This is a genomic window from Rhizobium sp. BT03, assembly GCF_030053155.1.
Lineage (GTDB): Bacteria > Pseudomonadota > Alphaproteobacteria > Rhizobiales > Rhizobiaceae > Rhizobium.
In genome coordinates, this window is sequence record NZ_CP125640.1 from 1970303 (window position 1) to 1989375 (window position 19073).

The 19073-nt window shown below is 60.7% G+C and carries 19 protein-coding genes; 6 read left to right on the forward strand and 13 right to left on the reverse strand.

Going from position 1 to position 19073, the window contains the following annotated elements; all coding sequences use genetic code 11:
- Nucleotides 1-2 precede the first annotated feature (2 nt).
- From QMO80_RS09715 to QMO80_RS09725, 3 genes are read left to right on the forward strand one after another with little or no spacing between them, the layout of a single operon-like run.
- On the forward strand, nt 3-263 hold the full coding sequence (locus QMO80_RS09715) for a hypothetical protein (protein ID WP_049733122.1): 261 nt from the start codon (nt 3-5) through the stop codon (nt 261-263).
- A 49-nt stretch (nt 264-312) separates the two neighbouring features.
- Entirely contained in the window at nt 313-546 is a 234-nt protein-coding gene (locus tag QMO80_RS09720; RefSeq protein ID WP_003570400.1) for a DUF2188 domain-containing protein, read from the forward strand.
- Between the two features lie 18 nt (nt 547-564).
- Nucleotides 565-1416: a Ku protein gene (locus QMO80_RS09725; protein WP_283199862.1), complete on the forward strand. Its 852-nt coding sequence runs from the start codon at nt 565-567 to the stop codon at nt 1414-1416.
- Nucleotides 1417-1457: 41 nt separating this feature from the next.
- On the opposite strand, the gene QMO80_RS09730 is transcribed toward QMO80_RS09725, so the two are convergent.
- Nucleotides 1458-2261 carry a Ku protein gene (locus QMO80_RS09730; RefSeq protein WP_283199863.1) on the reverse strand — a complete coding sequence of 268 codons (804 nt, stop codon included), beginning with the start codon at nt 2259-2261 and terminating at the stop codon, nt 1458-1460.
- A gap of 447 nt (nt 2262-2708) precedes the next feature.
- On the opposite strand from QMO80_RS09730, the gene QMO80_RS09735 reads away from it, so the two are divergent.
- Nucleotides 2709-4043 (forward strand): O-antigen ligase, encoded by a 1335-nt coding sequence (locus QMO80_RS09735; RefSeq protein ID WP_283199864.1) that lies wholly within the window; start codon nt 2709-2711, stop codon nt 4041-4043.
- A gap of 101 nt (nt 4044-4144) precedes the next feature.
- Here the strand turns inward: QMO80_RS09735 and QMO80_RS09740 are convergent, their stop codons facing one another.
- Nucleotides 4145-5290 (reverse strand): right-handed parallel beta-helix repeat-containing protein, encoded by a 1146-nt coding sequence (locus QMO80_RS09740; protein ID WP_283199865.1) that lies wholly within the window; start codon nt 5288-5290, stop codon nt 4145-4147.
- A gap of 356 nt (nt 5291-5646) precedes the next feature.
- Between QMO80_RS09740 and QMO80_RS09745 the strand changes: the two genes are divergently transcribed.
- Nucleotides 5647-7491 carry an acyltransferase family protein gene (locus QMO80_RS09745; protein ID WP_283199866.1) on the forward strand — a complete coding sequence of 615 codons (1845 nt, stop codon included), beginning with the start codon at nt 5647-5649 and terminating at the stop codon, nt 7489-7491.
- A 57-nt stretch (nt 7492-7548) separates the two neighbouring features.
- Here the strand turns inward: QMO80_RS09745 and QMO80_RS09750 are convergent, their stop codons facing one another.
- Entirely contained in the window at nt 7549-8199 is a 651-nt protein-coding gene (locus QMO80_RS09750) for a triacylglycerol lipase (RefSeq protein ID WP_283199867.1), read from the reverse strand.
- A 153-nt stretch (nt 8200-8352) separates the two neighbouring features.
- Here QMO80_RS09750 and QMO80_RS09755 point away from each other — a divergent pair, with 153 nt between their 5' ends.
- The gene (locus tag QMO80_RS09755) at nt 8353-9387 is read left to right on the forward strand and encodes a LacI family DNA-binding transcriptional regulator (protein WP_283199868.1); all 1035 of its coding nucleotides are present in this window, start codon (nt 8353-8355) and stop codon (nt 9385-9387) included.
- A gap of 78 nt (nt 9388-9465) precedes the next feature.
- Here the strand turns inward: QMO80_RS09755 and QMO80_RS09760 are convergent, their stop codons facing one another.
- The 10 genes from QMO80_RS09760 to QMO80_RS09805 form a co-directional block, all read right to left on the reverse strand.
- Nucleotides 9466-10476 (reverse strand): zinc-dependent alcohol dehydrogenase family protein, encoded by a 1011-nt coding sequence (locus QMO80_RS09760; protein ID WP_283199869.1) that lies wholly within the window; start codon nt 10474-10476, stop codon nt 9466-9468.
- Nucleotides 10477-10532: 56 nt separating this feature from the next.
- A complete protein-coding gene (locus QMO80_RS09765) occupies nt 10533-11321 on the reverse strand; it encodes an L-iditol 2-dehydrogenase (RefSeq protein WP_283199870.1) in 789 nt (262 codons plus the stop codon).
- Between the two features lie 102 nt (nt 11322-11423).
- Complete coding sequence (locus QMO80_RS09770) at nt 11424-12476, reverse strand: carbohydrate kinase family protein (protein WP_283199871.1); 1053 nt, start codon at nt 12474-12476, stop codon at nt 11424-11426.
- Nucleotides 12476-13147, reverse strand: a complete 672-nt coding sequence (locus QMO80_RS09775) for a D-lyxose/D-mannose family sugar isomerase (protein WP_283199872.1) — start codon at nt 13145-13147, stop codon at nt 12476-12478. The genes QMO80_RS09770 and QMO80_RS09775 overlap by 1 nt, the downstream gene beginning before the upstream one ends.
- Complete coding sequence (locus QMO80_RS09780; protein WP_283199873.1) at nt 13147-14301, reverse strand: Gfo/Idh/MocA family protein; 1155 nt, start codon at nt 14299-14301, stop codon at nt 13147-13149. Before QMO80_RS09780 ends, QMO80_RS09775 begins: the two co-directional genes overlap by 1 nt.
- 23 nt (nt 14302-14324) lie before the next feature.
- Entirely contained in the window at nt 14325-15149 is an 825-nt protein-coding gene (locus QMO80_RS09785) for a class I fructose-bisphosphate aldolase (protein WP_283199874.1), read from the reverse strand.
- A gap of 105 nt (nt 15150-15254) precedes the next feature.
- A complete protein-coding gene (locus tag QMO80_RS09790) occupies nt 15255-16028 on the reverse strand; it encodes an SDR family NAD(P)-dependent oxidoreductase (RefSeq protein WP_283199875.1) in 774 nt (257 codons plus the stop codon).
- An 11-nt stretch (nt 16029-16039) separates the two neighbouring features.
- On the reverse strand, nt 16040-16765 hold the full coding sequence (locus QMO80_RS09795) for an SDR family oxidoreductase (RefSeq protein WP_283199876.1): 726 nt from the start codon (nt 16763-16765) through the stop codon (nt 16040-16042).
- 31 nt (nt 16766-16796) lie between these two features.
- Nucleotides 16797-18074, reverse strand: a complete 1278-nt coding sequence (locus QMO80_RS09800; protein WP_283200154.1) for a D-tagatose-bisphosphate aldolase, class II, non-catalytic subunit — start codon at nt 18072-18074, stop codon at nt 16797-16799.
- On the reverse strand, nt 18074-19051 hold the full coding sequence (locus tag QMO80_RS09805; protein WP_283199877.1) for a sugar kinase: 978 nt from the start codon (nt 19049-19051) through the stop codon (nt 18074-18076). Before QMO80_RS09805 ends, QMO80_RS09800 begins: the two co-directional genes overlap by 1 nt.
- Nucleotides 19052-19073 lie beyond the last annotated feature (22 nt).

Consider the following 19073-nt stretch of genomic DNA (forward strand, 5'->3'; position numbering starts at 1 on the left):
CGATGGCGCATGTCCGCAGAATGGATCGCCAGGGCGGGCGCATGGACGCCCGCGATCGGCTGATCGTCGCGCTCTATGCCCAGCTCAAGGCCGAGCGGGAAACACGCGAGACGCTGGAATGGGCGATCCGCAACGGCGCCGTCTCGCAGGAGGTGCTGGAGGCGATCGCTACCGATCCGGTTCCCGTCGTCACCAGCGAGGATATCGCTTCGGTGGAGAAAATCATCGCCCTCGACGAGGGGCGCAAAACCAATCGAAATTAGAGTATGATGCCCTCATGCTCCCTATCCAATTGAGAAGAGGAGATCCGAAATGGCCGATATCACCTATCAGGTTGTGCCGCATGACAATGGCTGGGCTTACAAGCTCGGCGATACGCTCTCGGAAACCTATGCCACTGCCGATGAAGCGATCGTCCATGCCAGGGACGCCGCATCACGCCAGAAGATCGGCGATGGCGACGCGCTGCTCGCCTATCCCGCGCCCGACGGCCGCGGCTGGGCATTTCAGGAACTCGAAACCGACAAGAGCAACAGTCGGCTCTGATTTGCGACGGAGGATGGAATGGCCGCGCGGGCAAGCTGGAAAGGTCATCTGAAAGTCGGCGACCTTGCCTGCGCCGTCGGGCTTTACACCGCCGTTTCCTCCTCCGACCGCGTCTCCTTCAACATCATCAACCGCAGGACCGGCCATCGGGTGGAACGGCAATTCATCGACAGCGAGACCGGCAAACCGGTCGAGCGGGACGATCAGGTCAAGGGCTACCAGATGGAGAACGGCGATTACATCCTCATCGAGGGCGACGAAATCGCGGCCCTCATGCCGGAAAGCGACAAGGTGCTGAATATCAAGGCTTTCATCGCCTATGATGGTATCGACAAGCTCTATTTCGACCGTCCTTACTATCTCGCGCCCGTGGACGAGCATGACGAAGAGGCGCTGGCGCTGATTGCCAGGGGCATGCGCGACGGCAAGGTCGCGGCGCTTGCCGAAGCCGTGCTTTTCCGGCGCAACCGGACGCTGCTGATCCGCCCGCATGACGACTATATCGTCGCGACGATGCTGAACTTCGACTACGAGGTGCGCTCGGCCGACAGCGTCTTCAACGACATTCCCGATATCAAGTTCGACAAGGAGATGCTGGAACTCGCAGGCCATATCCTCAAGACTAAGCAAGGCAGCTTCGAGCCGAGCGAATATGAGGATCGTTACGAGGCTGCCCTCGTCGAGCTGGTAAAGGCAAAAATCGAGGGCCGGGCACCGCCAAAGAAGAAACAGCGTCCGGAACGTAAGGTCGTCGACCTGATGGAGGCGCTGCGGCAGAGCGCCGGGATAAGCGGCAAGGACACCACAAAGAAGGTGCGGGCGAAGAAGGCGCCGGCGCGCAGCGACGGCCGCAGCAAGAAGGCGAGCTGAGATCGCTCTCGAAACCTATCGGGTCGAAATGCCCTCTTCGCCTAACGCGGCTTGCGCCCGTCTTCCGCGGCCAGGCTCTTCTTCAGCGCATCCATGATGTTGATGACGTTGCCGGTCGATTTCACCGGTGCGGGCTTTTTCGCGGGCGCAGCCTTCTTCAGGCTCTTCTGCTTGCCGCGAATCATCGACTTCAGGCGCTTCTGGATCGGATCCTGCACCATGGCGGGGCTCCAATCCTTGGTCTCTTCCTTCACCAGCTGTTTCATCAGCGCCAAAAGCTTGCTGTCGATCTCGGCCGCGCTGTCGAGTTCGGCCGTCGGTTCACGCACCTCGTCGCCATAACGCAGGGTCCAGAGAATAATGCCCTTGCCCTGCGGTTCCAGGAGCACGGCACGCTCGCGCCGATAGAGCACGAGGCGGGCGATGCCGACGACGTCGTTTGCCTTCATCGCTTCGCGGATGACACAGAAGGCTTCCACCCCGACCTTGTCCTCGGGCGCCAGAAAATGCGGCTTGTCGTACCAGATCCAGTCGATCGAGCCGCGCGGCACGAAACTGTCGATATCGATGGTGCGGGTGCTTTCGAGCCCGACCTCCTCGATCTCTTCGTCTTCGAGCAGGATATAGTCGTCCTCGCCGCGCGGATACCCTTTCACCTGGTCCCTGTCGGGGACCGGTTTATGGGTGACGCTGTCGACGTAGCGGCTTTCGACGCGGTTCCTGGTCTGGCGATTGAGAACGTGGAACCGCACCTTGTTGCTTTCGGTCGTCGCCGGCGTCAGCGAAACGGCGGCCGTCACCAGCGAAAGCTTGAGATAGCCCTTCCAGAATGTCTGACGTGCCATGTCTGTCTCCCCGGACACGGTTGGACATGCCATCAACGGCGGGTTCGGTGTTTGGTTCCGAAAATTGGGTTCGCCGTAAAATCGCCTGGGTAGTGCCAATAGTCCAGAGTCGATCGGACGGTTAACGGCGCGACATGATGACATGATTATATCGGCTGGATTCGCGGAATGAGTTCGCTTAAAGTCGCGCCGCATGGCGAAGTGAGACGTGCCGCCTCAAGAAGCTTGGGGCCACTGGTCAAATTGCCCTGGCCAAATCGCTCAGCGAAACGGGCAGTTTGGGAAACTAGGACGACGTTATCGAAACCGCCAAAAACGAATTCGTTCTTCGCGAGCGGAAGCCGAGGATGCGCAGATCAGTTCCCGCCTCCGTTCAATCGAATACCGGCATCGCCTTGATCGTGGCGAACAGCCGGGGTTCTGCAGATTGATTTATATGAGCCTTTGATGACGATAGAAAATGCAGCTTTGGCAAGACACCACTATCCGGCGGGCTACCACCGGCAGTCTGTGCCTCGGTGGCGCGTCCGGCGCGATGTGCTGGCAAAGCTGGTCCTTACGATAGCATTTTACGCGTCTCTATGGCGAGCGACAGGCATGTGGTACGGCCTGCCTGCAAACTTCGACGACGGCGCCGCGGTCGACCCGCTGCCGATGAAAATATTGCTCTACGGCCTTATCCCTTTGTCAGGATTATATTTTCTGTTGGAACAGAAACAGTTCCTACGGGTCTTTTCAAGGTTTTCGCCGTTCATCGTGGTTGTCGGCATTTCCTGCCTGACATCGATCGTCTTCTCCATCGACAAGACCGCATCCTTAAAGGGATTGGCTGCGGTCATCGTTCTCGCCATCCCGCCTCTTCTGTACCGCGCGCGCTACGGCAATGTCGAAGCCTTCCGAGTCCTCGGGCGCTTTGCGATTGCCGCCGCATTCATCAACGTTCTCTACACGGCAGCTTTCCCACAATTCGCCATCATGCGCGGCAGCTATGCGGGCATGGTCAAAGGCGCATTTTATCATAAGAACACGTTGGGGCAGTTTTGCTCGGTCAGTTTTGTCTGCCTGCTATCGACGGAGAAACTCGGCCGGCTTCGTTACAGTACCCTGGTACGCTGGGCTGCAATGCTCTGCCTTCTCGCCTTGATTGTGGCAACGAAGTCCTCGACGGCTGTCGTCTTGACGATGTTCGGCAGCATGATGCTGTATGGCATTCGCGTTATTCACATTTACCCGAACCGTCTTTTTCGTTCCTTCGTCGTTTTCCTGTTGTTCGTGATCGTCGGGTTCGGCGCCAGCTTCGTTTACCTCGGCGTGGCTTCAGCGGTTGCAGAAGCATTCGGCAAAGATATTACTTTCTCCGGTCGCACCAATATCTGGGAACAGCTATTGCCATTGATCTGGGATAGGCCCCTAACAGGTTATGGGTTTGCGATGTTTCGTCAGCCCGATGTCATGGAAGAGTACGTCAAGGTTACCTTCGATGCACGATCGACCCATAACACCTATCTTGAGCTAGCGCTCAATATCGGCATTCCAGGCGTTACCGCATGGACGTTGTTTGCGCTGACCCGCGTGTTCCGGAAGATGACAATCGTCGACCCCGATCCGGCAGAATCCGGCGCCAGGCGAAAGGAGATTGTTATCATCATCCTCATCATGCTTGGAGCCATGACCGAGGCAGGCATGATGCTGGCACCTTTCATTTGCTGGCCACATATGGTCATCGCACTCTCGGAACTGCGTCCCAGGTTGCGAACAAACCGGAATCAACGCCAGCCTTGAGGGAAGGTGTGCTCGACGTCTGGCGGTAGAGCGCCTCATTCCGTCGTTCTTGTCGCATCGGTCAATATCGTCGGCCGCCGGATGGGCATGCGAGCAGCCGTTCAAATCGAGAAATACCGCTTCTGCCAAGGCAGCATGTTTTCCTGCCATGCGCGCGGCGTGAAATCGTCATACGCGGTCTCAGCGATCGCCAACATCCAATTCTGCTCCTTGCGGGCCAGCAAGACGCAGGACAATTCCATGCCGGCTTCGACCGTAATGGAAGGCCGGTTGGCGCCCGGTATGTCGATCCCCTTGTCACGCCACTGGATGCGGATTTCGTCGGGCTCGGATGTCCATTCGCCCGAGGAAACGGAAGCCTTTCCGTCGGGCTTGACGCGAAGCGGCGGCGGCGTGACGTTCAGAAAGCTGCCGTCGTTGAAATAGTTGCCGTCAATTTCGCCGGCAGTCGCCTCGCCGTTTCCCTTCAAGAGAATGCCCTGCTTGCACCGCAGGAATATGTTGCGCCGAAAGCTTCCGGACCATGGTCGATTGGCGAAAAAGGCGATGTCACAATCGCTGATGACGTTGTCGTGGATATTCATATCTTTGCGAAATGCCTGATTTTGATCCGAATAACCGCTCAAACTCACGCCGCGATTGCTGTTCTCGATCCTGTTGTCATAAACATGGTGGCCGGCATGGCTGACTTGGTCGCCGACTCCGTAGCCGAAGGAATAATCGTTCATCCTGCCGTCGCGCATGATGTTGCTGCGCACCACCGCATCGTCGCCGATCGATGAAAATGAAAAATTCTTCCCGCCGATGAAATTATATTCAACCAGGTAGTTTCGGGTCCTGCCGCAAACCAACGCCCCCTTGTTCGAGGCGCTGCTCGGCCTCTGGAGAAAAAGGTTGCCCCGGACCACCACATTGGAACTTATGTTGCTATCTTTGTTTTGGTAGGCGAATTGGCAACAATCCGCTCCCTGGCCGGGCGCCGCACCGACGCGGTTGTTTTCCAGCAAAACATTCGACGTCATCGTCAGGTAGATGCCGTCGCCATTCACATTTTCCGTTTCGCAGCGCCTGACGACAAGATTCTTGCCGTTGTGAAATTTGAAGCCGCGGGGAGAATTCTTGACCACCACGTCTTCGACCACCGTATCGGAAAACACCTGATAGGCGACGCCGATATCCTCGGCACCGTCGATGACCTGCCGCCGTGTGGATGCTCCATGAATTTTCTTTCGCAAGATGGCGGGCATCAGATCTTCCTTCGATAGGCTTGCCGCCCACAATAGGGAGCGGTGGTGTGGCGGATGTTTGAATATCCGAAAATTATCTTAACCTGAACGGCCGCTGTCGCGTTCGGCCGGCCGGTACCGGGCTCGTCACACGTTCGCCCGATTTTTCCTGCATGGCGTTCTGGCAACGCCGCCGCTGCGTTTCAGCAGCCAATTTTAATCGCCCGTCAGGCCGCCCCTGCGCTCCCTCGCTGGGTCTTTCTCTCTGCGCCGAAAGCGCTTTTAAGGCGAGTAGTTTTCATTTTACCCTGACTGCGGTTGCATCTGGAGCGGTCTCGCGGTACGAAATTCCGGGAGGCCAAAAACCGAGGCCGAAAATGATTACGCATCGTCAAGATATCGACGGCCTGCGAGCCGTAGCCGTCATTTTTGTGATTCTTTATCACTGTGGATTTGATCGCATTCTCCCCGGCGGATTTATCGGGGTGGACATTTTCTTCGTGATCTCGGGGTATCTGATTACGAAAATCATTCTCGCTGAAGCGAGCGAAGGCCGATTTTCGATCGGCAACTTCTATAGCCGTCGAGCCAAACGAATTCTTCCCGCTGTCGTGGTCATGTATGCTGTTGTGATGGCGGTTTCGTATTTTACGATGCTGCCTGACGAAAGCCTGCGGGTCTTTAAATCAGTTACCTCTTCCGCACTTTTTGCTTCAAATGCCTACTTCTATCTGACGACTGGATATTTCGACGATTCCGCGGAATTCAATCCAGTCCTGCACACATGGTCGCTGTCGGTCGAAGAGCAGTTCTACGTCATCTTTCCGCTGATCGTCATGGCGGCGAGCCGGTATGGGCGCAGAGCAACCGGGATCGCCATAGCGGGGCTTTTCGCAGTCAGCATCATTGCTTCCATCATCACTGTTCCAATCAATCGCTCTGCAGCTTTCTATCTTGTGCAATATCGCGCGTGGGAACTGCTGGTAGGCTCTCTCATCGCAGCACCGGCATTGACGAAATTCGCCGATATGCGGATCAACAGCGCGCTTTCGGCAATCGGCGCCTTGGCGATCTGCCTTAGCGCACTGCTATTGTCGAAAACCTCCGAGTTTCCCGGGTTGCTGGCCTTACCGGCAACAGCAGGCACGGCCCTGATCATCTGGACGGGGCCAGGCACGTTGGTCAGCAGGCTTCTCTCATTGAGGGTCGCCACCTCTATAGGCTTGATCTCGTATTCCCTCTATCTGTGGCACTGGCCGATTTGGGTGTTTTCGAACCAATACGGGGCGTGGGAGCATGGCTGGCAGTTGGTGCCGGTCGCCTTGAGTTTTGTCGCCGCATATTTCTCGTGGCGATTTATCGAAACGCCCTTCCGAACGATGCGATACCGGCCTCTGGTGTCCGTCGCCGCCGGGGCTGCCTCGATTGCTTCAGTAGCAATGCTGGCATTCGTCGGGCAACTCGCCGCCGATCAAATGAAGGACGACAACAAGCTCGTCGAGCGCGTGGCGGAATTTGCCGATTACGACCCCTCGAAAGCCTTCCGCAGCGGAAAATGCTTCCTCACCTCAAACGACGGTATCGAAAAATACGATCGCGATGCCTGCCTGGCTCTCTCAAATACTCAGCAAAACATAGCGCTCATCGGTGATAGTCACGCCGCCCACCTGTATCCCGGCTTGAAGGCGCTGCCTGGGATCAACGTCCTTCAAGCGAACGCATCAGGATGCCGTCCGACTCTCGAGGCCGAGGGCGAAGAGCGCTGCCTGGAACTCATGAACTACGTATTCAAAGAGTTTTTGCCGAGCCACAAGGTCGATGTTCTGGTGTTGGCGGGACGCTGGACGGCAGATGACGCCAAACTCGTCAGAAAGACGGTGGACTACCTATCCCCCTTTGCCAAAAAGATCGTCGTCTTCGGACCGGTGGCAGAGTATAAATCTTCCTTGCCGCGGCTGCTCGCTCACAGTCTCTACGACAGGCAGCCATTCAAGGCCGCCGATCATTTGGCGCCTCGCCAGCACATCGGTATGGACATTCGGGACGCATTGGCCGGAAGCGGAGCACTCTACATCTCCACCTATAAGACGATGTGCAACCCAGACTGTGTCGTGTGGACACAAAGCGGGGACCCGGTGCAATTCGACTACGGGCACTTCACCGCTGATGGCTCCCGGCTGCTGATTTCGAAGGTTAAACAGGACCTCACCGTTCAACGGTAAGGTCCCAGCCGATATTGCGCGTTTTGAAACTGTCTCGATGAGGCAGGCCGTCTGTGTTCAGGCCATAAATCGCCCATCCCGCAGAAACGACAGGGCCTGGTTCCACATGGTCTTGTTGACGGGCAGGAAAGTGTGGGTGGCGGCAATGACGATATGCGCCGCCGCGCCGTCGAGACGCGTGCTCTCCACCGACACCTTGCCATCGTTCGGAACCCTGAGGCCGATAATGAGCGAAGAGACCGGGTCGATGGTCCGGTTCCCTGCGATGATACCAAGTTCGTAGTCGACCGTGCCGAACAGCTCGGTCATTGCGGTTTGATCGGTGATCAGCTGCTGCCCCGCCGGTCCATAGAACTTCCTGTAGAGCGGCCAGGCCTTGAGGAAATCGGCGATCTCACTGCCGTTGTTCGGCGTTCCGACCATGATCACTCTGCCAAGGTTGGGCGGGCGATCGTTCCTGAGAAAAGCGCGGATGATGAGCCCACCCATCGAATAGCCGACAAAATGCACACGGCCGTCGCCTGACTCCTTGGCAGCCGCGTCGATCTGCGGCCGAACGATATCGACGAGGTCGCCGATCGAAAACCTGGTGGAGGGGTAACCGACATTCACGACCCGATAACCGTTGCCGGACAGGAAGGCCGCGAGCTTCTCCATGCTTTTCTTCGTCCGGGCAATGCCGTGAAAAAGGATGACCGTGTCGTTCATCAGATGTCCATGCCGAATAGCCATAGATTCGAAAGCTTGGTTGTGGCGTAGGAATTCCTTAAATCGGAATCGATTTAAGGATAAGTTGTGCAGCATTCAAAGTGCTACAGCGTCTTTCGGTTGACGCTGCGCCAAGAAAGAAATGCGGGGCCTGTGACGACCAGCATCAGACATATCGCCAAGCTTGCAGGAACGTCGGTCTCTTCGGTCTCGCGGGTGCTCAACAACAGCGGTTACGCCTCGCCTGAGCTCAGGGACCGCGTCGAGGCGGCGATCCGAAAACTGAACTACACACCCAGCAAGGATGCCCGCATGCTGCGCGGGGCACCCAGCCGAATGATCGGACTGATGCTGCCGTCGATCGACGTGCCGTTCTTCGGCATCCTCGCCCACGCCATCGAACAGGAACTGTTTCAGCACGGCTATCAGACGCTGATCTGCAGCACGGCGGAAAATATGGATCACGAGGCGCGCTATATTTCCATGCTGCTCGCCCAGCGCGTCGACGGCGTCATCGTCGCCAGCGCTTTCGGCAGCATCGAGCATTTCGAAGTGCTGCGGGGCGCCGGCATTCCGATCATCGCCATCGACCGCGAGCTGAACGGCATCGCCGACGACGCTGTCATGGCCGATCACGAGGAAGGAGGACGGCTGATGGCGCGACATCTGATCGGCCTCGGCCACCGGGCGATCGCCATCGTCGCGGCGCCGGCCCACAGCCAGCCCATCCAGCTGCGCCTCCAGGGCATCACGGCGGAAATGGCAAAAGACGGCATCGCGCCTGCCGCCGTGGCGATGGCGGAAGAGCACAGCTTTGCCGAGGCCTACCGGCTGGCGCGTGAATTGCTGGCGTCTCGACCCGATATCACCGCGATCATCGGCACCACCGATATTTCCGCGATTGCCGCAATACATGCCGTCCAAGATCGCGGATTTTCCGTTCCGAACGACTATTCCGTCGTCGGATTCGACGACCTGCCGGAGGCGGCCTACGTCTTTCCACGGCTGACAACGGTCGCGCAGCCGATCCGCAATGTCGGGCAGCAGGCAGCACGACTGCTGGAGGTGCTGATTGAGGACCAGCAAACGGGGGATGGATCCCGACAGGCTGCGGTGGTCAAAGTGCCGGTCACGCTGATCGCGCGCGATTCCACCGGCCCCGTGCGCAGCGCAAAAAAACCGCTTTAAAAGCGGTTGCGCAATTCCCGGCAAAAGCGCTTCGCGCTTTGCCTGGGAAAAGCGCTTCGCGCTTTGCCTGGAATTGCTTTAGGGCCGGACGATCACCTTGATCTCGCCCGGCAACGGCGCGTTGCCCACCACGTCGGCGACCTCTTCGAGACCTATGGTTTTGGTGACCAATGCGTCCAGTTCCAATGCCCCGTTTGCCACCAGTGCCGCAGCGCGCGAATGGGTGAAGGGGTTGAGGTAGGCAGGCCTGATGTCGACTTCGTTGACGAGCAGATCGAAGGGTAGAACCGGCACCTCGACACCCGCCGGCGTCACGCCGAAAAGCACAAAGGTGCCACCGCGCCGCGCCATCCTCAGGCCGCTTTGAAGCGTGTCGCTCACGCCGGCGCACTCAATGACCACGTCCGCGCCGCCTCTGGTAACCTCCCGAACGGACGCGACCGTGTCCGAAGAATTCGGGTCGAAGGCGTGCGTCGCCCCCAGGCGCAGGGCGGCCTGGCGTCTCGATTGCTGCCGCGTGATCAAAATGATCTCGCCAGCCCCCGCCAGACGGGCCAACTGCACCATCAGCAGGCCGATCACGCCGCCGCCGAGGATCGCGACGCTGTCGCCCGGACGGATCCCTGCCTTGTCGATGGCGTGGATGCAGCAGGCCAGCGGTTCGGAGAAGGCGCCGTGGACGGGATCGAGGTCGGCCGGCAGGATGAAGGCCTGCGCATGCGGCACCACCACATATTCGGCAAAGCCGCCATCCCGCGTCACGCCGATGGCGGTCAGTCTCTCGCACAGGTTCGGCCGCGCCCGCGTGCAAGCAGGACAGGTGCCGCAGGCGATATTCGGGTCGACCGTCACCAGCTCGCCGCCGGCAAAGCGGGTGACGCCATCGCCGATCTCTTCGACGATGCCGCAGAATTCGTGGCCCAGCGTGACCGGGATCGCGGTCGGATATTCGCCCTTGTACATGTGGCGATCGGAGCCGCAGATGCCGGCGGCAGCAACCCGGACAAGCAGCTCGCCACGCCCGGCAACCGGTTTCTCAACGCTGCGCATGGTCAAAGACCCGATCGATTCCAAGCGTAGAGCTCTCATTCCACTCCTCCAGACCTCAAGCTCGATTGTCTATTCCTGCCTATGAAGCGAAGCGCTCAGCTCATGACATTGCCGCCATCGACATTGTAGCACTGGGCCACGATGTATGCTGCATCGGGCCCGGCCAGGAAGGCCGCCATGGCGGCTTGTTCCTCGGCGGCGCCAAATCGTCCGGCGGGAACGGCGGCGGCCACGCGGGCCTTCACCTCGCCGGGTCGCAAGCCCTCCCGGCTGCCGAGTTTTGCGTCGACGACGTCCCACATCGGCGTATCGACGACGCCGGGAGCGATGGCGTTGACGTTGATGCCGTAACGGATCAGCTCCAGGGCACAGCTTTGCGTGATGCTGATGACGGCCGCCTTGGAAGCGCAGTAAGCCACCGCCGGTCCTTCGCCGCGCCGGCCTGCCTGGGAGGAGAAGTTGATGATGCGTCCACCGGCCGCTCTTTCCACCATGTGCCGGGCGACGGCCTGCGTCATGAAGATCAGGCCTTCGATATTGACCTGAAACACCTTTGCGGTCCGTTCCCGGGATATTTCCAGGATAGACTCGACCTCGTAGATGCCGGCGGCGTTGACCAGGATGTCGATCTTGCCGGCAGCGGCAATGGAAAAACGCACGGCCTCTTCGATGCTGTCCTGGCTGGTCACATCGAGCGCCACACCCCAGGCATCAGCGCCGATCGCCTGCGCTACCCGCGCGCATTTCCCGCCATCGAGGTCCGCGACCACGACCCTGGCGCCTTCGGCGGCGAAGCGTTGGCAGACCGCCTTGCCGATGCCGCTGGCGCCGCCCGTGACCAATGCCACCTTGCCGGAGAGCCGCCCGTTTTCCGTAGATGTCATCGCGCTGTCTCCCCGGCTGCATGCAAACCGGCAAAGCCGCCGTGCGCGGCTGCCATGGTGAATAGCGTCATCTGCTCCTCCCTTTTGACTGCCTGGCATCGGCTAGGCGGGGTTCGTCTCCTTCGCCTCCCGGAGGAGGACAGACATGTCGGGAATGCCGTCGGTGGCCGTCGCGCCCGTCAGGCAATACGCAGCCGCAGCATGGGCGACAGTGCAGATATGCTCGACCGGCCAGTTCTCATGCAGGCCGTAAAGCACCGCGGCACAGAAGGCGTCTCCGGCCCCGACCGTGCTGACGATGTCACCGGGATCGACGGGTCGTGAACGCGTCATGATCGGGACGGCGCCAGGCGCGAACCAGAAACAGATCTCCGGCGCGTGGATGATCGCTCCCTTGGTGACGCCTGCGGCCAGCAGCCGCTCGCCGGCTTTCAAAAGCTCCGCCTCGATCAAATCTCCGTTCGCATCGCGAACGGCAACGCCGGTTGCCCGGCCCGCCTCCATTTCGTTGATGATCAGGAAATCGCAGAAGGGCAGAGCGACGCCGACCTTGGCCGCAAATTCCGGGTCTTCGCTCGAGACGAAATCCACGCAGGTCGTCAGCCCCGCGCGGCGTGCGGCGTCGAGCAAGCGCGAGGCTCCCGACAGACCGTCGGGGCCTATCCGGTCGAGACCCGGCAACAGCATGAGATAACCGAGATAGAACAGCCGATATCCGGCTTCGGCGAAGGCCGCGGGTGAGACGCGTTTGTCCGTGACCGCATCGTTGGCGCCGCCATGATAAAAGAAGGTCCGGTTCTCACCGGGCACATTCATCACATGCGTATGCGCCGTCACCCGGTCGGCAAGCGCGGTGAGACCGCCGATATCGACGCCGGCCGCCGCAAGCCGGGCCTTGACGATCTCTCCATCCGGATCGGCGCCGATGCATCCCGCCGCCGCCAGCCTTCCGGGAAATCCAAGCGAGGCCAGATCGGTGACGACATTGGCGGCCCCGCCTCCGACGCCGAGATCCTGATGCAGGATATGGGCGAGATTGCCCTGTTCGGGCCAATAGGACAGGGTGTGGACGCGATCGACGATGAAGTTTCCAGCACAAACGATACCGCCCTGCTTCAGCCCGCCCTGATGGTGAACCTCCTCCCCGGTTCGCATCAGCGGCCTCCCTCGTTCCACAACGGCCTGAGCGGCGGCTCGTCTTCCTCGATCGCGGCAAAGCGGCCGATCGGCTCCAGAAAGAAATTATCGCTGTTGTCGTCGTTGACCTGGCTGACTTCGCCGACGAGGACGGGTCCGCCGCCTTTCCGGCCGTAGAAGCGATGGTAAAGCCCGGTGCGGATCGTTACGCTCCGGCCGGGCTCAAGGACCAGCGGCTCCCATGCGGCGAGCCGGCGCGGCAGCCCGTCGACCGGAACCGTCACGTCATCCTTCAGCACATGGCCATCGGCATCGGTGGCGGCGAATTCGATGACGAGATCGCCCCCGGCGCGATTGATGATGTCTTCCATCTTGGCCGCATGCCGGTGTGTCGGCGTGACCTGTCCTTCCTCGACGAAGAGCAGCTTTTCGGCATAGGTCCGTTCACCCTCGACGCCGACGATGCCATTGCGCAGGCAGAACAGCACGAGGCCGCATTCGGCAAACCGGTTCGAGCCGAAATCGGTGACATCCCACCCGAGTTGGTGAGCGCGCAGATAGGCCGAGGCTTCGGGATGCGCGGCAAAGTCCGCCGCCGTCCAATAGCCCCATGCCGGTAGGGACCAGTGCCAACGATCGAGGATCGCGTTTGCCCGCTGCAATGCCGCGTTGATCTCGGAGCGCTGCATCAGACTGGCGCCCCGGCATACTCCACCGGCACCACGATGTCCTCGCGACCGGATTTGAGGGCTGCGGTCAGGACCGCATGATGCGCTTGCGCTTCCGCCGGCGTCGCGCAGCCGAAGCCGTTCGCATTGCCTCCGGCAAGCTCATCGACGAAGGCCGCCCACATCTGCTGGATGGCATCGGCAAAACCGAATTCGAAGATCTTGCCCGTGATGGCGGGAAACAGCGAGCCATAACCGAGATCCTCGGTGCTCCAAGCCTGTGCGCCGCCATTATAATCCATCCACTGCCACTGACGCGGCGACTTCGTGCTGAAGAATGCGCTCTTCTTCATGCCGAGAACGCGGATGTACCAAGTGTTGGATTCGCCGGGCGCGATGCGCCAGGTTTTCAGCACCATCGGAAAATCCTGATCCCCGGTGCGCACGCGGCTGCTGATCGTGGCATTGTCCCAGGTGGTGCAAGGCAGCATGCCGTCTTTGCCGTCAGGACGTTCGGTGACCTTCTTGACCAGTTGCGCGTGCAAGGTCGTCGGGCGCCAGCCGAGACGCAGCGGCACATGCAGCACATGCATGCCGAGATCCCCCATGCAGCCATAGTCGCCGTTGATCTCGGCCATGCGCTTCCAGTTGATCGGCTTTTGCCGGTCGATGTCCGAAGAGTGCAGGAAACCCGCCTCGACTTCGAGGATCTCCCCCATCTCACCGCTTTTTGCGAGCGCGATGACCTTCTGTGCCCCGGGGAAGAACGGCATTTCCGACGAGCAGCGGACCAGGAGTTCGGGATGCTCGGCGAGAACCGCCATGATTTCCCGGTTCTGAGCGGCGTCCATGCCGAAGGGCTTTTCGCCGAGAAGATGCTTTCCGGCCTTTATGACGTCGATATAGAATTGCTGGTGCAGCACATGCGGCACAGCGCAATAGACGGCATCGATTTCGGGATTGGCCAGAAGCTCCTTATAGTCGGCAGTGAACTGGCGAACACTCGGCACATGATCCCTGAACCAGTCGAGCAGCGCCGTGTTGGTATCGCAGACGGCGACGATTTCCGGCCGCGCCTTGATATCGGCCAGATGCAGCCAGCGCGCCGCGGCGCTGGCGAATTCGCGCCCCATCAGACCGCAGCCGATGACGCCGAAGCGGAATATTTTCGCCATGATATGTCCTCCCCGGACGCGCGTCAGCCAAAATGCAGAGCGGCCTGCTCGACGGAAGCCTTGTCATGGACGATCGCCATCAAGGCCCGCGTCATGCCGCCGGGATTGTGATGCTGAATGACGTTGCGGCCATAGACGATGCCACGGGCGCCCTGCTCCATCAACTGCTTGGTACGGATCAGGATTTCCTGATCGGAAACGCGACCGCCGCCGCGCACCAGCACCGGCAGGCCCTGGGCGATCTCGACCACGCGGTGATATTCCTCGACATTGTCGCATGGGTCGGCCTTGATGATGTCGGCCCCGAGTTCGGCCGCCTGGCGCACGAGCGGCAGGATCTTGTCGATCGCGCCATCGACCATATAGGCGCCCTTGGAATTGTCCTGCATGACGAGCGGCTCGACCATCAGCGGCATGCCATAGATCTCGCATTCGCGCTTCAGGCTGTTTACGTTGCGCACGCAGGCCCGATAGACGTCCGGCTGGTCCGGCAGCATCAGAAGGTTGACGACGACACAGGCGGCGTCCAGCGCAACGCCCTGTTCCACCGGTCTGTCGATCATTTCGGAAAACAATTGAGACGGCAGGGGATTGCCGTAGATATTGGCGATGTCGGTGCGCAGCACCAGCGCGGGGCGATGCTTGCCGGGAATGGCCTGCAGGATGGGCGCGGTTCCCGGCGGAAGCTGAATGGCATCCGGGCCGGCCTCAGCGATCACCTCGATGGCCGTCTTCATATTCTCGATGCCGGCGAGGAAGGTCCGTTCATTGAACATGCCGTGATCGATGGCAACGTCAAAGCAATTTCCGGACACGCCGAAAAGTCGGTTCAACCGCGCGAATTTCATCAAGCTCCTCCCAGATGTGGCAACGTTTCCATATTCGAATAAACGGCACGGAATTACGAGTCAAGAAAATGTGGTAACGTTTCCATATTCGTTCTTCCCGAAGAACTACCAGCAGGTGAACCCCGCATCGACGTTGACGATCGCTCCGGTCATCAGGCTGGCGGCGCCTGAAGCGAGGAAGAGGACCGCGCTTGCCACCTCCTCCGGCGTTCCCATCCGCCCCATCGGCGTGTCGGCAAGCCAGAGCGGAATGCGCTCGCGATTGGCTTCGACGGCCACCACCATCGGTGTCTCGATGTAGGTGGGCGCAACGGCGTTTACCCTGATGCCGTGCTGCGCCCATTCGGCGGCCAGCGAGCGCGTGAGGTGATGGACCGCCGCCTTCGAGACATTGTAGGCCGTCTGAGGCTGTGGCCGGTTGCAGATGTGCCCCGACATCGAGCCGAGATTGACGATGGCGCCGCGCTTCATCGAGACCATGTGGCGGCCGAAAGCGCGTGAGCACCAGAAGACGCCGTTGAGATTGACGTCCATCATGCGCAGCCAATCCGCGTCGCTGAGATCCTCTGCCGGGATGCCGCTCTGGCCAATCCCGGCATTGTTGACGAGGATCGTCGCCGGCCGGCCGGCGTCGACAAGCTCGGCGGCGATCGCGTCCATGCGGGCCGCGTCGGTAACGTCGCCCAGCCGGACGTCGATATCGTAGCCCTTGTCGCGCAACGCCAGCGCTTGCCGGGCGTCGGCCTCGCTGCGTTCGATGACGACGACGGCAGCGCCCGCCTCCGCCAGCGCCTCGGTGCAGCAGAGCCCGATCGCGCGCCCTCCGCCGGTCACCACCGCACGCTCGCCATCGAGGCGAAATTTCTGCAGGTAACTCATATCAGGCTCCTTCAGATGTCGAATGCGCTGGGAAGCACCACGATATCGCGGATGGTGACGTTGCGCGGCCTGGTCAGCATGAAGATGATCGCGTCGGCGACTTCCTTCGGCTCGATCAGAGCGCCGGCCTCCTTGGCCTTGCGAAGGTTTTCCTCCGGCCAGTCCGCAAGCAGAGCACTGATCACCGGCCCTGGAGACACCGAGCCGACGCGAATGCCGTTTTTCAGAAGCTGGCGCCGCATCGTCTGGACGAAGCAGGTCATCGCCCATTTCGACGACGAATAGACCGGCTCCCATGGAATTGCCGAATGCCCGGCGACGGAGCTTGTGACGACGATGTCGCCGGTGCCGCGCTCGATCATGTGCGGAATGACATTGTGAACGTTCTTGATGACGACATTCACGTTGAGATTGAGCATCCGATCGATCGTGTCGAGGTCGGTTTCAACAAGGTCGCCGCCGATATAGGTGCCTGCATTGGCATGCAGGATATCGAGCCTGCCCGTCTTCGACAGGACGCCCTCGAGCAATCCCGCGCACTCGTTCGGATTCAGCAGGTTGATCACCAGCGGAATAGCGCGCTCGCCGAGCCGGCGGCAGGCAGTCTGGAGCGCCTTTTCATCCCGGTCCACCAGCACGACCGTTGCGCCGGCGGCAAGCATTGCCTCGGTCGAGGCCAATCCTATGCCTGAGGCCGCACCCGTGACCGCCGCGATCTTCCCATTCAATTCCGTCATCGTTTTCTCCTCCTATCTTGATCCCGATTGCTCAATTCTTCCCGACGCCGCAGGCCGCGTGATAGTCGGCGAGGCTCTTCGTCACTCTCCAGATCAGAACCTCTTCCGGATCGAGCGGCGCGTCTGCGAAGTGCTGCGCGGCCGGCATATGCTGCCAAAGCAATGGCAGCGGCACCGATTGCCCCCGAAGGGCCTCGCACAGGCGCCGGACGGCATCCTGCGCTTCAGCTGACGCCCAGTAGTAACGGATGCGGTCGGAGAGCGAGTAATGCCGCAGCCAGCGCATCCCGGCCTCTGTGCCGTGGTAGTGACGGCGCCAATTGCCCGGCTGATCGAGCATCAGCGCTTCCATCGCCGCATAGACCGGACGCTGGCCGTAATCGGGCAACAGGTCGGAAGCGATCGCATCGAGCGCATAGAGCGCCTCGCGCAAGACGAAGGTCAGTTCGGGACCGACTTTCAGGATGGGAAACCCGTCCTTCACCAGCGCGGCCAAAGGCTGGGTGCCCTGATAATCCGTCGAGTGGGCCTCGAAAACGAATTGCGGCTCCTCGGTCAGCACCGATTGCAGCGCCTCTATCTTGCTGCTGTCGTAAAGGATGACGTTGTGATTGCCGAACTCGACACCCGGCTGAACGACCAGGCCGATGGCGCGTCCGAACGCTTGCCCGAGTCCGGCCTCCGCAAAGATCCGGCGGTGGACGTCGATCGTCTTCAGCGCTGCCGCGGCAGCGGTCGGTTCGATCGTCGTCAGCGCATGATCGGCCCCGCCCGGCGGCGGCACCTCGGTGCCGATGACGTAAACCGGCATTGCGCCGCCGGTCTTCCCGGCCGAAGCCTCGGCGACTGCGGCAAGCCGGGCGGCGCGATGGGCGGTGGTTTCGTCGTCGAGCGCCATCGGCTCGCCCAGGCAACCCATCGAGGCGTCGAGGTGAATCTTGCGGAATCCGGCGTCGACATAGGCGGCAACCATTTTCTCCGCCTCGGCCATGGCCTCCTCCGCCGGGCGATCCCGCCACGGATTGGGGCCGAGATGGTCGCCGCCGAGAACGATGAATTCTTCGGGGCAGCCCTCCTCCGCCGCTATCGTCATGACGAGGGACGCGAAATCGCTCGGCGTCATCCCGGTATAGCCGCCGAGGTGATTGACCTGGTTGCAGGTTGCCTCGATCAGCACGGTGCTTTGCTGTTGCCGCCCGTGCCGGAGTGCTGCGCGCAGCACGATCGGATGGGCAGAGCATACCGAGGTCACGCCCCGGGGATGGCCTTCGATCCTGCGCCTCGCCAGTTCGTCGAGATGCACCCGCATCACGGCCGCCTTTCCGTTGACGCGATAAACGCATCGAGTTCCGCACGGGTGCCCGCGCCTTCCATCGGGCCCAGCAGCGTCACGTTGCGGGCGCCGGCGGCCGAGGCATAGGTCAGCGCCTGCTGCGGAGACATTCCGAGCCGCCGGCAGGTGAGATAGGCGCCGCCGAAGCAGTCGCCGGCGCCGGTGGGATCGACTTCCTGAACTAGAAATGCCGAGGCGTCGATGCGCTCTCCCTGGTGGGCGAAATAGGTTGCGCCGCCGGCGCCGCGCTTCAGCACGATCTCCTTGACGCCAAGCTCGAACAAGCGGCGGATCGCTGCCGCTTCGCCTTCGACACCTGCGGCACGCTCAAGCTCCTCTCCGGACGGCAGAAGCAGATCGGCGGCGGCGACAAGCTCGGCAAAGCGGCGCTCGGTATCCTCGTCCAGCTTCAACTCCTTGCGAATGTTCGGATCGACCGAGAGCGTTCCGCCGCGCGCCTTGACGATGTCGACCGCCTTGTCGATCACCGCGCGGGCACTCGGAACCGACAGCGCGGAGCCCATCACGTGAAGATGTCCGCTCCGGTCGATCAGATCGCCGACCACTTGGGACCAGCCGAAGCGCGCGGCTGCCGAGGTGGCGATGTTGTAGACGAAATCTCTGGAGCCATCCTTCCGGTAGCGAACGAAAGCGCTTCCCGAGGGATAGTCGGGATCGATCGAGATCGCCGAGATATCGACGCCGTCGCGTTTGAGGCGATCGGTATTGACCCGGCCGAAATCGTCGTCGCCAACGGCGCCCACCATTGCCGCCTTGCCGCCGAGCCGGCCGCATTGCGAAATGAAAATCGCCGGCGCGCCGCTCGCAAACGGACCGACGAGCGGCTGGGCTTCGCGGAACCCGTCTCCAACCGTCGTCGCGACGATCTCGACGAGGATTTCCCCGACGCAAACCGTCGGACCAAGCGCGTCCGGAGCCAATATTGATGCCATGTGCAATCCTGCTTTCGATCCC